Below are 16038 nucleotides of genomic sequence, written 5' to 3' on the forward strand. Positions count from 1 at the left end.
CGAAGAAGATAATACGTAATAATAATGGCAGGTCTCCTGACTTGTGCCTCTTCCTACTCTAATCCCTTCCCGTCCAATGACAGTGGATATGATTATTTCGTCAGCACTTACAGTTGCGGGTACAGCTCTGGATTCTCACCAGATTCCCTATTAAGTCTATACAGACACCATTAAATTTGGTCATTATCTATATTTAGTGTCACAACCTTACAATCAACACTAAATATTGTATAACAACAAATATAATATACATTATCTACTTTGACAATAACAAAAAAAATTCTCAGAAAATTATGTACGAATGTTTTTTTGTATGTTATATTAATTGGCAATTACATATCGTGTAAGAATTGGTGCCAAGCTGAGGCTTGGCTTAAAAGGGAAGAACGGTGTAATTCCGTCGCTGTCCCGCAACTGTAATTCGGAGTGAATCACAAATACCACTGTCTTTTGATGGGAAGGTGTGATGAACATTGATGATGAGCCAGGAGACCTGCCAATTCTAGTACACACCAAATACCTACGTGGAATAGGTGGTGACCTTCGTACGACAAACGAGTTATGAGTTGTTTGATTTCTTAGACATACCTTTAACTTGAATGTATAGCCATTTCCTTTTCATGGAGATGGCTTTTTTGTATTTGGAATATGTAAATGTAAAGGAGGAATGGTAAAAATGAATTTAGTGAGTACAGCCATTGGTTACCCCTACATTGGTGGTAATCGAGAGTGGAAACGCTGTGTGGAATCTTTTTGGAAGGATCAGATATCAGAGGAAGAGTTTATCTTTGAGATGAAGACCATACGCTTGAATCATTTGAGGCACCAGCAAACATTAGGATTAGACATTCTCACGGTCGGAGATTTTACTTTTTATGACCGTATGCTAGATCTCGCGACCATGTTCGGTTTAATTCCAGCCCGTTATAAATGGAAAAGTGAAAAGGTAGATTTAACAACTTATTACGCAATGGCACGTGGAGCAAACAATGTTGTAGCTTCTGAAATGACAAAGTGGTTTAATACAAACTACCATTACATTGTTCCTGAGTATGAAGACAAGCCACTAAAATTAACTCAAAACTACATTTTAGATTATTTTTTAGAAGCGAAGTTTGAACTAGGTCTAATTACAAAGCCGACCATTATAGGTCCCTATTCTTTTGTTCAATTATCGAAGGGTTATGATTCACTATCCAAAGCATCCTTTATTTTAAGACTCTTACCTCTTTATGCTCAAGTACTCCAACAACTTGTAGATGCAGGGGCAGAGTGGATTCAAGTGGAAGAACCAGCATTAGTCCTTTCACTAGCACCTGAAGATGTAAAACTAGTTCAACAAATTTATAAACAATTAAGAGTTGAAGTCCCAGCAGCGAAATTGATGTTACAAACCTATTTTGAAGGACTATCAGCGTATGAAGAGCTCATTCAATTACCTGTTGCAGGAGTTGGTCTTGATTTTATTCATGGTGCTGATGAGAATATGTCTTCACTCCGTAAATACGGATTCCCAGAAGATAAAGTATTAGGGATTGGAATCATAAATGGGCGTGATATTTGGCGGGCAAATTTGGCTGAAAAAGCAATGATGACAAAAGCAATTTTATCTTTAAGCGGTGTAAAGGAAGCTTGGGTTCAATCTTCTTGCAGTATGCAGCATGTTCCGGTGACAACTAAATCTGAAAAGACTCTTGATGCAACATTACTAAATGCATTATCCTTCGCCGATGAGAAAATCATTGAGTTAACACACATAAAATCCTTTGTTTCAGACGAGAATTGGTCAGGAAATAAAAGTGTGTCACAAAGTATGGCGGCTATTCAAGCCTTAGAACAGCATGAGACGAGGAAAAACACACGTGTGAAGGAGCTTTTGTTACAAGTTAAACCTGAGAATTTCACACGTCCAATGCCATTTAAGGAACGTCAACCTTTACAGCAAGCGTCGTTACAATTACCAGATTTTCCAACAACAACAATTGGCAGCTTCCCACAATCGGATCAAGTAAAACGAACACGAACAGCATGGCGCAAAAATGAAATAACAGACTCTGATTACGCTGCGTTTGTGAAAAGTGAAACAGCACGTTGGATAGAAATCCAAGAAGAAATAGGCCTTGATGTCCTCGTTCATGGTGAATTTGAAAGAACAGATATGGTCGAATTCTTTGGTGAAAAGCTGAAAGGTTTTGCTTTTACAGAAAAAGCCTGGGTGGTATCATATGGGTCACGTTCTGTAAAACCACCGATTATCTACGGTGACATCGAGTGGACATGGCCAATGACTGTGAAGGAAGTAGTAGAAGCACAGCAATTAACGTCTAAGTATGTTAAAGGAATGTTAACAGGCCCTGTCACCATCTTAAATTGGTCTTTTGTCCGTGATGATCTTTCTCGTGAACATGTAGCCAACCAAATTGCCTTAGCCCTGAAGGAAGAAATTCAAGCATTAGAAAATGCGGGCATCGCTATTATTCAGGTGGATGAACCCGCATTACGTGAGGGCTTGCCACTAAGAAAAGAAGACTGGAAAGAATATTTATTATGGGCAGTAAATGCATTCAAGCTCGCGACTTCTAGCGTCAGAAATGAAACACAAATTCATACGCATATGTGTTATTGCGAGTTTAATAACTTTATAGAGCCAATTCGGGCACTTGATGCAGATGTAATTTCTATCGAAACGTCTCGGAGTCATGGGGAACTACTACAATCACTAAAACAAAATCCATATGAACTTGGTATCGGTTTAGGTGTGTATGATATCCACAGCCCGCGTGTTCCAAGTGTAGAAGAAATCGACACCATATTAAAAGACAGCTTAGAGATTATTTCAAAAGAACAGTTTTGGGTGAATCCAGATTGCGGTTTAAAAACACGACATGAAGATGAAACAATTTTCTCATTAAAAAATATGGTGACAGCTGCACGAAAACTACGCCAGCAACAGCAACAACAAACTGTTTAAACTGCCTATAAAAGGAAGAAGATGTAAGCTGCAAATGTACTTACATCTTCCCCTTTTGAATGATAGCAAGGATCCTTTATTCTACTGTGCCTTCAAGCAGTTCCTCGTATATTTCATTATATTTCTTCGCAGACTGTAACCAACTATAATCTTGAGTCATTGCATTTTGTATTAAGCGGCTCCAATTTTCATTTTGATGATAAAAATCTAAGGCTCTTCTGACGGTATGCAGCAAATCATGGGCGTTCAAATTCTTAAAAGAAAATCCATTACCAATATGAGTTGATTCATCATAAGATTGAACGGTATCATTTAATCCGCCTGTTTCTCTCACGATGGGTATTGTTCCATACTGCAAGGCAATAAGCTGTCCTAACCCACATGGTTCAAACTGCGAAGGCATTAAAAACAAATCTGCCCCTGCATAAATTTGATGGGCTAACGCCTCATTAAAACCAATGAATACTTTCACTTTATCCGGGTATTCTTGGGCCATTTGATTAAAGAAGTTTTCAAAATGAAGGTCACCAGAACCAAGCAAGATGAATTGTACATCATCCTGAATCATCTCGTGAAATACATGCAGGACTAAGTCTAAACCTTTTTGCGGTGTTAAGCGTGTTACCATTGCAATTATGGGTGTGCTATCTTTTTCGGGCAATCCGAAATAGTGTTGTAAAACTTTCTTATTTTCTAGTTTTCCTTCTATGGTATCAAGGTCATAAGAAACAGCGATATCTCGATCAATTCTTGGATTATAAACTGAATCATCTATACCATTTACAATTCCTATGAGTTTATCGCTGTGCTTTCGTAATAGTCCATCAAGCCTTTCGCCAAAATAAGGAAATTGAATTTCCTCTTTATAGGTCGGGCTGACGGTTGTTACACGATCAGATGAAACGATACCACCTTTCATAAAGTTAACATTTCCATAAAATTCGAGCTGTTCCATGTTAAAATATTGAGGATCTACTTGTAACAGTTCACTAATTTTCTCAAATGGGAAGATACCTTGGAATTGCAAATTATGAATCGTAAATACGGTTTTTATTTTTTCATACATTGGTATATGACGATACTGGAACTTTAATAAAAAGTTCACCATGGCTGTATGCCAGTCATGAGAATGAATCACATCAGGAATAAAATCTAGATGTGGTATACACTCGAGTACTGCTTTTGAGAAAAACGAAAATCGTTCTCCATCATCGTCTTGTCCATACAATGAACTCCGATGAAAATAATATTCGTTATCAATAAAATGGTAGGTAATTCCATCAAGTTCCATATTAAAGATGCCACAATATTGATTCATTGATCCTACCTGTACTTCAATGGATGTTTTAAATTGGAAAGATTGTTTAAACTCATCAGAAATTAAACTGTAATTCGGTAACATTACATGAACTTCTGTACCTAACTTTTTTAACTCTTTAGGAAGTGCGCCCGCTACGTCCGCAAGGCCACCTGTTTTCACAAACGGAACACACTCAGATACGGCAAATAAAACTTTCACTTCTCAGCGCCCCTTTTGTACTGTCCCTTTTTCTACCACATAAGGGTTTTCTCTTGTTCCTGTTAATTTAACACCACTTTCAATTTTAACATCCTTATCAATGATGACTCCATCGAGTACACAATTATCTTCAATTTGTGTTTTTTGCATAATAATGGAGTTACGAATAATAGCGCCCTTCCCGATTTTAACCGCACGGGAAATAATGCAATTCTCCACTTCACCTTGAATCATGCAGCCATTTGCAATCAAAGAATTTGAAACTTTGGCACCGGTTTTATATCGTGTTGGAGGTTCATCTTTTACCTTTGTGAAGATTGGCTCGTTTTTCGTAAATACATGATAATATGCCGCTGCCGTAAGCATATCCATGCTATGTTTATAGTAACTATCGAGAGAGTCTATAGTTGCACTATATTCCTTCCATTCATACTTTTCAACTTTAAATTTATCAAGTTGCTCATTTACGACATCTAAAATACTGTAATAGCCTTGATCTTTGTATTGCTCAAATAAAGTGAGCAATAATTCTTTTTCTAAAATATAGGTATGGAGCGATTCTCCATTATGAACGATCTCTGTAATATTCGCATCTGTTTCAATATGATGAACCAAAACAGAATTGAAATTTATAGTCCCAATAATATTGCAATTTGTAATCACAACGTATTTTTGCCTGCTGCGTAAGAAAAAGGTGATATTCTTAGCTAAATGTGCGAAGGACCCAAATGACTCGTTTTTAGATTTGCCATCAGGTGTGAATACGAATAGTCCATCACGTTTTCTATCCAAGTCCCATTGCTTTCCACATCCTAAATGGTCCATAAGTGACCTTACCCCATGACCGGTGAAAATAGCCACACTCGTGATCCCTGAATTCACCATATTCGATAACATAAAATCGATCAAACGATATCGTCCTGCAAAAGGAAGTGCAGCTATGGAACGATGAGCTGTTAAATTTTGAAAGGTGTCTAACTCATGGGTAGCATTGATAATTCCTAGCATTGATTGCGGCATAGTATCTTATTCCTTTCCTGTCAGTTTTTGCGCTAATCTTCCTTCGCAACCAGAATGACATCATCCTTTTTCTTTTCAGGACGAATCATGGCATTATCCTCGACCACCATTCCTTCAGCGATGATCGCCTTCTCAATTATTACATTTTTTCCGATTCGAGCATTGGGCATGATAACGGAGTCCTGAATCACACTTCCTTCTTCGACCGTTACGCCTTGGAATAGAACAGAATGCTTTATGTTTCCTTTTACTATACAGCCTTCATTAATTAGTGACTCTTCTACTTGAGCAGTGGGTGATATATATTGCGGCGGCTGGTTCGGATTTACAGAGTAAATTCTCCAATTTCGGTCATAAAGATCTAGTTCTGTTTCTTCTGTTAATAAATCCATATTTGCTTCCCATAAACTTTTTACAGTACCTACGTCCTTCCAGTATCCCTTGAATGGATACGCAACCACCTTTTTATTTTCTTCCAGTAATAATGGAATAATATCCTTCCCAAAATCATTGGAGGATTCTGGATTATTATCGTCTATTTCTAAAAACGTTCTTAAAACGGACCAATTAAAAATATAAATTCCCATAGAAGCCAAATTACTTTTTGGTGATTTTGGTTTTTCCTCAAATTCGATAATATCTAAGTTCATGTTAGTATTCATAATTCCAAAACGGCTTGCTTCTTCCCAAGGTACCTCTATAACAGAGATGCTGACATCTGCATCCTTTTCAATATGATAATCAAGCATTTTAGAATAATCCATCTTGTAAATGTGGTCACCAGAAAGAATCAGTACGTATTCTGGATTGTATTGCTTTATGTAATTAATATTTTCGTAAATCGCGCTGGCAGTGCCTTTATACCATTTAACGCCAGAGGTTTCCGCATACGGAGGCAATACGGTGACTCCGCCATTACTTCTATCTAAATCCCAAGCAGCACCGATCCCAATATAAGAGTGTAAAACCAGAGGTTGATACTGTGTTAACACACCTACAGTTTCAATTCCAGAGTTTGTACAATTACTTAATGGAAAATCTATTATTCGATATTTGCCGCCGAATGAAACGGCCGGCTTTGCAATATATCTAGTAAGAGCACCGAGACGGCTACCTTGTCCTCCTGCTAGTAACATTGCTACGCACTTTTTTTGTACCATTGCTATTTGTCCCCTTTCTAGTTTTAACTGGTCGTAAGATGGACATCCCAAAAGGCGGGATCGTCATTTCGAGATGACATAACTGGTTGTGAAAGGGCTCTTCAATCACTTTCATTTTCTTATTATTCACCTGACCAGAACCACCGTATTGAATACGATCACTATTAAAAATTTCATTGTAAAAAGCGTGAGAAGGTACCCCAACTTTGTAGTTCTCATAAACGAACTCTGTAAAATTACACACGATAATAAGCGGGTCTTCATTTTTGTCTTTTCTTATAAACGAGAATATACTTTGATCTTTATTATCTGCATCAATCCATTCAAAGCCTTCGTGGGTATGGTCAAGCTCCCACAACGCTTTCGAACGGTTATATAGCTGCATCAATTCTTTAAAGTAATCATGCAAGATGCGATGCATCTCAAAATCCTGTAACTCCCAATCTAAATCCTCTAAATCCTTCCATTCATCAAACTGACCAAACTCTCCACCCATAAATAATAGCTTTTTACCAGGGTGTGTCATTAGGTACCCGAACAAAAGACGCAGCTGTGCAAATTTTCGCCAATAATCTCCTGGCATTTTATTTAGCAGTGACTTTTTCCCATGAACTACTTCATCATGCGATAAAGGTAAGACGAAGTTTTCTGTAAAAGCATACAGTATGGAGAAGGTTACTCTATCATGCAAATACTTTCTGTTCTGCGGTTCTGCTTCCATATATTTCAAAATATCGTTCATCCAACCCATGTTCCATTTATAGTTAAAGCCTAAACCGCCTTCAGAGGTGGGTCTTGTCACAAGCGGCCAATCGGTCGAATCCTCAGCTATCATGAGCAGATTAGGTTCGGCTTCAAACACAACCTCATTCAGCTTTCTTAAGAAGCTAACGGCATATTCATTCTTTTGAGATTCCCCCCCGGCTTGCCAGTAAAGCATGTTGGCAACCGCATCAACACGAAATCCATCAATATGATAGTATTTGATCCAGAATAAGGCGTTAGATATTAAAAAGCTTTGCACTTCACCTTTTCCCAAATCAAAATTCGCTGTACCCCATATCGGATTTTCTTTTACGTAAACATCTTCATATTCATAAGTAGTCAGTCCATCAAACATATACAAACCATGGGCATCCTTACAGAAATGTCCCGGAACCCAATCCAGAATAACACCTATTCCACTTTGGTGACATTGGTCAATAAAATACATTAAATCGTGCGGGGTACCATATCGACTTGTTGCAGAATAGTATCCAGTTCCTTGATATCCCCAAGAACGGTCATAAGGATGTTCAACTAGAGGCAAAAGTTCAATGTGTGTAAAGTGATGTTCAAGTACGTATGGAATCAGTTCATCTGCTAGCTCCCTATATGTATAAAACTCTTCTTCACCCTTTTTCTTCCAAGAGCCTAAATGTACCTCATAAATGGCAAGCGGTTCTTCATACACCGTTTTCTTTTTTTTATTTTGATACCATTTATGATCCTGCCAAATGTATCCTTCCAGGTCATAGATAATAGACGCGGTATTTGGCCTTACTTCTGAATAAAATGCATACGGATCTGATTTTAGGATGGTGTCTCCGGCAGCTGTTTTAATTTGATACTTGTAAATATCATTTTCTAGCAGCCCTGGAATAAAAAGTGACCATATTCCTTGTTTATTAAGTTTCGTCATTTCATGATTACTACCATCCCATTTATTGAAATCCCCGACAACATGTAATTGGGTCGCATGGGGAGCCCAAACAGTAAAGCGAGTGCCTTTTTCTCCTTCTTGGGTTTCAGAATGAGCTCCAAAAACTTTATAACTCTCAAACAAACTTCCTTCGTGAAAAAGATATACTTCATACTCTGTCGGATGTGTTACAACCACTAGTCTCACCTCTTTAAACTGCTCTTCCATAATATCTAGACTATCTGTTAGTTTTTCTAAAATGTATGGTTTAATGCATAAAATTACTTTGACAATATCATTATAAAAAAATGAAAAAAGCGACCCCGAAAAAAGAGTCACCTTCCCTAATTATTAATATTTTTCAAGTAACGATTTAAAACTTTCCTATACCGCCATATATCTTTACTATCAACCGGAAGCTCATGTATGTCCCAAAACGTTTGATATTTCCGATGTGCAGTCAGTGTGCCATCTGGATATTGCATAAATGTAAGGGTACCGCTGTTTACTTCATCTTGTACGGCAATGTAGTACTTCGAACCATCCCAACTTGCCAGCTCACCAAACCTCTCGCAAAACTGCTCCACATCCGCTTTACTTCGAATTATCATTATTTTCACTCCTTGCTTTAATAGTCTGATTTGATAGAATTATAACATACAACTCTTGGAAATTAGTATAAGTAAGATATAAGAACTAGAAATCTCGAATTTCACTACCCAAAAATAGAAAGATACTTTTTTGTAATTATTAATGAATGTGTTCCTAATGAAACAGGCTCTTGGGACCATTCCCAAGAGCCTGAATATTCTCTCCATCTTCAACAATAACCACGTTATCGTCTAATGATATTTTTTATCAAAGTCAAACTCAACTTCCTCAAGTTTAACCACTTTCGTTTTCTTAATCAATTTATATCCAAAATATAAACTAAGGAAGAACGGAATACCTAAGTAAGCTGCTACAACTCCGCCCCAATCAATCTGGTCGGCAAGAAAGGCTTGGAAATTTTGAGCTACTATTACGATAATTCCACAAGCAATCGCGAAAATTGGTCCAATCGGAAACCATTTTGCCTTATATGGTAACTTGTCTAGAGAATGCCCTTGAGCGATAAGAGCTTTTCGGAATCGATAATGACTGATGGAAATACCTAGCCAGAAAATAAATCCTGTTATACTGATTGCATTCATTAACCATATATAGACCATACCATCACCGAAGAAGGAAGCCAAAAAGGCAAGCGCACCTATAGCACAGGTTAGAATAATACCTGCAACGGGAACTCCACGGTTGTTAAGTTGTCCAAAAATCCTAGGTGCTTGTCCCGACTTCGCCATCGAATACAACATGCGTGTTGAAGCATATAAACTAGAATTACCCGCTGATAATACCGCAGTTAAAATAACCGCATTCATAATTGAAGCTGCAAAGGCAATCCCAGCCTTTTCAAAAATAAGGGTAAATGGACTTACCATCACATTATCATTTTGTAAATTCGGATTGGTATATGGAATAAGAAGCCCAATAACAGCAATCGCCAAAATATAAAAAATCAGGATTCTCCAGAAAACACTTTTAATTGCCTTTGGTACATTTTTGGCTGGATCCTCACTTTCTCCTGCCGTAACGCCCACAATTTCCGTACCTTGGAAAGAAAAACCTGCTGCAATAAATATAACAAAAACACTTAAAATACCACCTGAAAAAGGAGCATTATCCACTGTAAAGTTTTTAAACCCTACTGCTTCTCCTCCCATAATGCCGAAAATCATCAGAACACCAACAATAATAAATAGTACAATCGCTGATACTTTAATTAAGGATAGCCAATATTCCCCTTCCCCATATCCCTTAACAGATAAATAGTTTAATAGAAATATAAGTACTAAAAATGATGCACTCCATACCCAGGAAGGACTATCCGGAAACCAAAATTTCATGATCATGGTTGAGGCGGCTAATTCAGCAGCAATGGTCATCGCCCAGCTAAACCAGTAGGTCCATCCAATCGCAAAACCAAATGCTGGGTCTACAAATTTTGTCCCATATGTACTAAATGAACCACTAACTGGCATAAATGCAGCCATTTCCCCTAAACTCGTCATGATAAAAAAGACCATTGCGCCAACTATGGTATATGCAAGTAAAGCTCCTCCAGGGCCGGCTGTGCTGATTGCTGTCCCGCTGCTAAGGAACAGTCCAGTACCAATTGCCCCTCCGATTGAAATCATTGTTAAATGCCTAGATTTTAACTCGCGTTTTAATGTCTGTTCATTTTGTCGATCTACAGATTGCTGGAATATTTCTACTTCACGTTCTGGTAACATTTGCTTCAGTCCTTTCATTTTTTATAGAAAGCGGTTTCAAACATATGTAGGCTATTACCTTTTGAAAATAAATAATCCCCCTAGGAGTAGAAAATCTATTTAAGAAATAAAAAAAGTGTCTACAAGTCATGAGAAATAGACTTGTAGACACTAAATAATCGTGTCACAAGTTCCATCTTCCTTCTCATAAACGCTTACGAGGTTAGCTGTCGGATTCGGGCCTACTGAGTAGCCCTACCTTAAAAAGGATTCACCCCTTGGATTGATTAAATCCATATGGTTCCCCCGTGCCTAAATGGTTTCAGCGATTTAGAAATTTGAAACTATTTTCAATATTATAATAGTTGTTATCTTAAGAAAAGTAAAATACTTTTTTTCAAAAATATAAAATAATCTAAACTCCCCTATATACACTGTCAATACTTCTGAAAATTGGAAAAATCGGATTAATAATGTGATTCAACTATATCAAAATCATTATAGTAAATCACTTCACTGAGATATTTACACCCTTTTATACTCTTGTAAGTGGCTCTTGCTTCCTCTTGATTATCGAACTCAAACATTTGAATATTCTTTTCTAAATGCACCGTAATGACCCACATAATTATTCCTCACTTCATTTTTTTATTTTTAAAACTGAACCTTCTGAAAATTACTGATAAATAGAATCAGTTTTTTCTTTTACTGATTTTCACCATTGACAACATAATATTGTTTTATATCTTGTTCTTTTATAATGCAATAAGTGTGCCAAGATGATTTCCATTAGAAATATAGATTTTATAATTCTTTTAAATGGAATTACCGCAAAATTTCTTTGCCTATGCCAAAATATTTTGCATAGCAATGTTTAAAAAGGTGTTCACGCAAAGATTTTTTGCTACCTTACAATTGCATGTTATACGGTCTTTAGGTAAGACAAAAAAAGCACCTCTCAAGAGAGGTACTTTTTTCAATCTTACCTATTTCATTGCTGTTGCAATGGAGGCTTCGGGGGATGTTACCTTATCATAAAAATCGACGAATTTATCACGATTGTCGCTATCGCGGTAAGCCATGGCGACACGGGGATGTTCATTAAGAACACCAGAAATCATATACGGAATAATATAACCCCACTCCCACTTTTGACGCATGTCTAACATGTGCTTTTCAATCACTTCAAGTACTGGCTTAAGTTCATAGCTTGGTTTTTGAATGTAGCTAACAAGTAGTTCTGTGTTACAATTACCAGCAGCACGACCCATGCCATAAACAGACGAATCCAGGTATGTAACTCCGTTTTGCAATGCCGCTAATGTATTGGCGAATGCTAACTGCATGTTATTATGCGTATGGATTCCAAGCTGTTTGTTAGGAATTAGCTCTTGGAATCTTTTCACTTGGTGTTCAATATCCGCAGGGTCCAAGCTTCCGAAGGAATCGACAATATATACAACATCGACAGGACTTTCCCTCACCATATCAAATGCTTTCGTAAGCTGCTTTTCAGGTACACTTGATAAAGCCATAATATTAAGGGAAGTCTCATAACCCAAATCATGAAACATTTGTACAAGCTCTAACCCTTTATCTACTTCACGAATATAGCATGCCACTCGGATCATATCTAAAACACTTTGTTCACGTGGTAAAATGTCATTTGGATCTACACGGCCAATATCCACTAGAGCAGAAAACTTCGTAAATTTTTTCTCAGGGAAGATTTCTTTCAAGAAGTTATCATCTAGAAATCTCCATGGATTTGGCTCAGTCGCATTGAGTAGTTTCGGGGAGTTTTTGTAACCAATCTCCATGTATTCAACACCAGCTGCACTTAAACCATTATATAAGTCTTGAACAAATTCGACACTGAAATCCCAATTGTTAACTAAGCCTCCATCTCGAATGGTGCAGTCTATTATCTTGTTACGATGTCCCATGATAGTAATTCCTCCTGTAATTCCTTTTTTGTCATTATTTGTAATTCATATGCTTTAAAGTACTAAAATTCTTACTGTGTTTATATCATGTTTCATTCGAACGAGTCAATGCTATTTTCCAAAAATTCATTTATTTTACAATAAAAAGCCATCCCCTCCTACATGAATGTTTGAGAGAATGACTTTTTATTTACCTTACACTGCTTCAGATAAAGGATTAATTCCTTCTTGTTCACCTTTTACTTTTCGCAAACTAACCATGGCTATAAAGGAGATACAATAGAGCAGTGCTAGGTACGTCATTGCTACCGTTACATTTGAGTGCTGCAGAATATACCCTACTAAAATAGGAGATAAGCCCCCTAAGGCCCTGCCAAAGTTAAAAATCGTATTGGTTGCTGTACTGCGAATTTCTACTGAATAATACTTACTAATTAATGCTCCATACCCTGCAAACATTCCATTCGAGAAGAATCCTACAATTGCACCGCCAATTAGTAGTCCTGTGCTGCCTGAAGCAAAGGAATATAAGAAGACAGCAACAGCGGAAGCAGCTAAGAAGATTCCATATGAGCGTTTCATCCCAAAGCGATCCATAAATTGTCCGAATGTTAACATACCGGCTATCATTCCTGCAGCGGTACTAATCGTCCAAAGCGCTGAGCTTGAAACGGATAGTCCTTGGGATTGTTGAAGCATAGATGGCAGCCAAATCATTAAACCATTATAACCAGCGATTTGTACGGTTGCCATTATTGCTAATGCGACAGTCGTTACGGCAATTCTAGGAGTAGCAAACAATTGCTTCAGTTTTCCTTGCTTCTGAACGAGTTGCTTTTTCTTTTGTGATTCCACCCATACCGGTGATTCGTCTAGTTTCTTTCGAACGATAAAGGCAAAAATGACCGGTGCCAATCCAACGAAGAACAACCCTCTCCATCCCCATGAAGGAAGGATCATCGCACTAAGAAGAGCGGCAAGGATAACACCATATTGAGCGCCGACACTGACGTAGGAGGAAGCACGCCCTTGTTTATTCTTTGGCCATGCCTCAGCGACAAGGGCCATACCAATACCGTATTCTCCACCAGCACCTAAACCTGCAATAAACCTAAATAAATATACTTGTTCAATATTTTGTGCGAGCCCGGTTAACGCAGTTCCGACGGCAAATAATAGAATTGTATAGGTGAAAATTCTAACTCTCCCAAATTTATCTGCTAAAATACCGAAAATGACTCCCCCAGCAAGCATTCCTAAATTAGTAATGGAAGAAATAAGTCCACCTGCTGCCATATCGATATGAAACTCCGCAATGATCATCGACATCGCAAAGGAGATAAACATAATATCCATGCCCTCTAATGTTAAACCTGCTACTGAAGCGACTACTGTTTTTTTACGATAATCCATTCTTGTTGTTCTCCTTTCAAGCCTCACAGGACTCAGATTAAAAGATAATAGTCAAAAATAAAATGCCCTTCCATCCAAAGGACAAAAAGGCATTCATAGACATAATAAATTATGTATGAAGTTTGATTCGCCTTTTTGGACTCTCTGGACCAGATTAAAGGGATTTAATTTCACCTTATAGTATCATGTTAATAAGAATGTGACAATATTTTAAAATAATAAAACATTAAATACCTTATTAAAAACACGCACAGGTGCAAATTACTTTGCGGGTAAATAAGCATAAATTGCATTATAATGTTTGAAAATATGGTTTAATTAGAATTAAACTTTTATATTCAATTTTTTTATACAGATTAGAAACATCTTAGAGGAGCGTAATTTAAATATGAATCAGGAATTTCTTTATATTATTATCATCATTGCATTGGGCTATCTATTAAAACGAATAAATATACTACAAGAAAAAGATGGAGAAGTGATTTCAAAAATTATTTTTAAAATTACCCTTCCTGCCTTAGTTCTTGTAACTTTCGATTCTGTAAAGATAGAAACTTCTTTAATGTTGTTACCAGTAATTGTCCTCGTGTACGGAATCATCACAGCTTTACTAGGCTTATTCGTTTTTAAAAATGAAGAAAGAGAACTTAAAGGTTCACTTATGATGCTATCATCCGGATTTAATGTCGGCCTATTTGCATTTCCATTAGTCTATGCAATTTGGGGTATGGATGGATTAACCTATTTTAGTATGTTCGATGTTGGTGCATCCTTCGTTGTCTTTGGAATTGCGTATATTTTAGGAAGTTATTTCTCTGAAGAAGGTCTTCGTCTTAACCCACTAGAAATTCTAAAAAAGCTGGGCAGGTCCATTCCTTTAATGACTTATATAATTGCAAGTGTTTTAAATTTTAGCCATATCCAATTACCTGATATGTTTATTAATGTTGCAAGTAAAATCTCAGGAGCAAATATACCGTTATCATTATTACTACTAGGACTCTTTTTAAATTTTAAGTTTGACAAACAGTTTATTAAGCCAATGGTGAAATTCTTAGCTTTCCGGTATGGTTTGGGTCTTACCGTTGGATTAGTCTTATACTTTATCCTTCCATACGATATCATGCTTCGATCTACTATTCTAATTGGACTATTATTGCCTGTTGCTGCATCTGCCTTAACATTTGCGGTAGAATTCAAATATAGCACCAACAGCACCCGTTTCATTGCCACTATGTCAAATATAACGATTATAATAAGTATTGTTATTTTATATATTTTTGCAAACTTTATTTTATAAAATTTGGAATTAAAAACAAACCACCTAAGTGTACTTTTAAAAAGAATATTTAGGTGGTTTGTTTCTTTCCAATAAACATATACTTTTGGCCAGGATTCTCTCTAGCATCCCTGAAAGAGTCTTTTAAGTTCCTCTTTTTCGTCAGCCGATAGTAACTTCTCTGCTACTGGAAACAACACTTTTTCTTCCTTTGCAAAGTGTTGTGTTAAGGTAGCATAAGCTTGGACGGCGTATACTGAAATCCATTGAGCTGCATTTTCATCAATGGATGATCCTGCCTGATCAGCCTCAGTTAGAAAATCCTGCAGATGCCCTTCTGCCTTCTCATGTTCTTGTTCCATTACCTTAATTGTTCTGTCATTCTCTCCTAGGCGGCGAGCCATCATAGGGAACAACCCTTCATCCTCTCGTTTTGAATGCGCCTTCAGCTCTTTAGCAAAAGCTGATACCAATTCATGCAATTTCGCAAACAATTGAACCACAGCAAGACCAGAATCAGATTCTATCTCTTCCGTGATCTCATAGAAATGATTCATATCTTGCCTGAGCGACACATGCTCATCCATTAATTGCTGCAATGGAGCACTTAATACAACGTTCGAATTTCCCACCGTTTAGCACCCTCTTCCAACCATACCATTCATCTAAAAATTCCTATTTTTAATGGTTACGGTCGTATCTATTCACTCTTATTAAATAATAGCGCAACAGTGTCGATA

Annotated in this window: 12 protein-coding genes and 3 riboswitches; of the genes, 2 read left to right on the top strand and 10 right to left on the bottom strand. The window is 37.1% G+C overall.

Features of this window, described 5'->3' with window-relative positions:
• Positions 1-9 precede the first annotated feature (9 nt).
• Positions 10-187: riboswitch (cobalamin riboswitch) on the bottom strand.
• Between the two features lie 147 nt (positions 188-334).
• Positions 335-515, top strand: a riboswitch (cobalamin riboswitch).
• Between the two features lie 161 nt (positions 516-676).
• Positions 677-2971, top strand: coding sequence for a 5-methyltetrahydropteroyltriglutamate--homocysteine S-methyltransferase (gene metE / locus ACY3XC_RS12420; protein ID WP_464868810.1), 2295 nt, complete (start codon positions 677-679; stop codon positions 2969-2971).
• Positions 2972-3047: 76 nt separating this feature from the next.
• On the opposite strand, the gene glgA is transcribed toward metE, so the two are convergent.
• From glgA to ACY3XC_RS12465, 9 genes are all read right to left on the bottom strand, one after another.
• On the bottom strand, positions 3048-4490 hold the full coding sequence (gene glgA, locus ACY3XC_RS12425) for a glycogen synthase GlgA (protein ID WP_464868811.1): 1443 nt from the start codon (positions 4488-4490) through the stop codon (positions 3048-3050).
• 3 nt (positions 4491-4493) lie between these two features.
• On the bottom strand, positions 4494-5510 hold the full coding sequence (locus tag ACY3XC_RS12430; protein WP_464868812.1) for a GlgC family sugar phosphate nucleotidyltransferase: 1017 nt from the start codon (positions 5508-5510) through the stop codon (positions 4494-4496).
• 32 nt (positions 5511-5542) lie between these two features.
• The gene (locus ACY3XC_RS12435) at positions 5543-6670 is read right to left on the bottom strand and encodes a glucose-1-phosphate adenylyltransferase (RefSeq protein ID WP_464868813.1); all 1128 of its coding nucleotides are present in this window, start codon (positions 6668-6670) and stop codon (positions 5543-5545) included.
• The gene (gene glgB / locus ACY3XC_RS12440) at positions 6621-8549 is read right to left on the bottom strand and encodes a 1,4-alpha-glucan branching enzyme (RefSeq protein ID WP_464868814.1); all 1929 of its coding nucleotides are present in this window, start codon (positions 8547-8549) and stop codon (positions 6621-6623) included. The genes ACY3XC_RS12435 and glgB overlap by 50 nt, the downstream gene beginning before the upstream one ends.
• 146 nt (positions 8550-8695) lie before the next feature.
• Positions 8696-8962, bottom strand: coding sequence for a hypothetical protein (locus ACY3XC_RS12445; RefSeq protein WP_464868815.1), 267 nt, complete (start codon positions 8960-8962; stop codon positions 8696-8698).
• Between the two features lie 231 nt (positions 8963-9193).
• On the bottom strand, positions 9194-10681 hold the full coding sequence (locus tag ACY3XC_RS12450) for an amino acid permease (RefSeq protein WP_179157586.1): 1488 nt from the start codon (positions 10679-10681) through the stop codon (positions 9194-9196).
• Between the two features lie 176 nt (positions 10682-10857).
• Positions 10858-10998: riboswitch (cyclic di-AMP (ydaO/yuaA leader) on the bottom strand.
• Between the two features lie 129 nt (positions 10999-11127).
• A complete protein-coding gene (locus ACY3XC_RS12455; protein ID WP_464868816.1) occupies positions 11128-11286 on the bottom strand; it encodes a hypothetical protein in 159 nt (52 codons plus the stop codon).
• Between the two features lie 360 nt (positions 11287-11646).
• Complete coding sequence (locus ACY3XC_RS12460; RefSeq protein ID WP_179157585.1) at positions 11647-12606, bottom strand: aldolase catalytic domain-containing protein; 960 nt, start codon at positions 12604-12606, stop codon at positions 11647-11649.
• A gap of 195 nt (positions 12607-12801) precedes the next feature.
• Positions 12802-14019: an MFS transporter gene (locus tag ACY3XC_RS12465; protein WP_464868817.1), complete on the bottom strand. Its 1218-nt coding sequence runs from the start codon at positions 14017-14019 to the stop codon at positions 12802-12804.
• A gap of 388 nt (positions 14020-14407) precedes the next feature.
• Between ACY3XC_RS12465 and ACY3XC_RS12470 the strand changes: the two genes are divergently transcribed.
• On the top strand, positions 14408-15319 hold the full coding sequence (locus ACY3XC_RS12470; RefSeq protein WP_464868818.1) for an AEC family transporter: 912 nt from the start codon (positions 14408-14410) through the stop codon (positions 15317-15319).
• A 101-nt stretch (positions 15320-15420) separates the two neighbouring features.
• Here the strand turns inward: ACY3XC_RS12470 and ACY3XC_RS12475 are convergent, their stop codons facing one another.
• Entirely contained in the window at positions 15421-15930 is a 510-nt protein-coding gene (locus tag ACY3XC_RS12475) for a hemerythrin domain-containing protein (RefSeq protein WP_464868819.1), read from the bottom strand.
• Positions 15931-16038 lie beyond the last annotated feature (108 nt).

Source organism: Bacillus sp. CZDM1 (assembly GCF_055502545.1).

What these genes read in the sequence shown, in the direction of transcription:
- metE (WP_464868810.1), top strand. Translation starts at nt 677, where the DNA reads ATGAATTTAGTGAGTACAGCCATTGGTTACCCCTACATTGGTGGTAAT.
- ACY3XC_RS12430 (WP_464868812.1), bottom strand. Translation starts at nt 5,510, where the DNA reads ATGCCGCAATCAATGCTAGGAATTATCAATGCTACCCATGAGTTAGAC.
- ACY3XC_RS12435 (WP_464868813.1), bottom strand. Translation starts at nt 6,670, where the DNA reads ATGGTACAAAAAAAGTGCGTAGCAATGTTACTAGCAGGAGGACAAGGT.
- ACY3XC_RS12445 (WP_464868815.1), bottom strand. Translation starts at nt 8,962, where the DNA reads ATGATAATTCGAAGTAAAGCGGATGTGGAGCAGTTTTGCGAGAGGTTT.
- ACY3XC_RS12450 (WP_179157586.1), bottom strand. Translation starts at nt 10,681, where the DNA reads ATGTTACCAGAACGTGAAGTAGAAATATTCCAGCAATCTGTAGATCGA.
- ACY3XC_RS12455 (WP_464868816.1), bottom strand. Translation starts at nt 11,286, where the DNA reads ATGTGGGTCATTACGGTGCATTTAGAAAAGAATATTCAAATGTTTGAG.
- ACY3XC_RS12460 (WP_179157585.1), bottom strand. Translation starts at nt 12,606, where the DNA reads ATGGGACATCGTAACAAGATAATAGACTGCACCATTCGAGATGGAGGC.
- ACY3XC_RS12465 (WP_464868817.1), bottom strand. Translation starts at nt 14,019, where the DNA reads ATGGATTATCGTAAAAAAACAGTAGTCGCTTCAGTAGCAGGTTTAACA.
- ACY3XC_RS12470 (WP_464868818.1), top strand. Translation starts at nt 14,408, where the DNA reads ATGAATCAGGAATTTCTTTATATTATTATCATCATTGCATTGGGCTAT.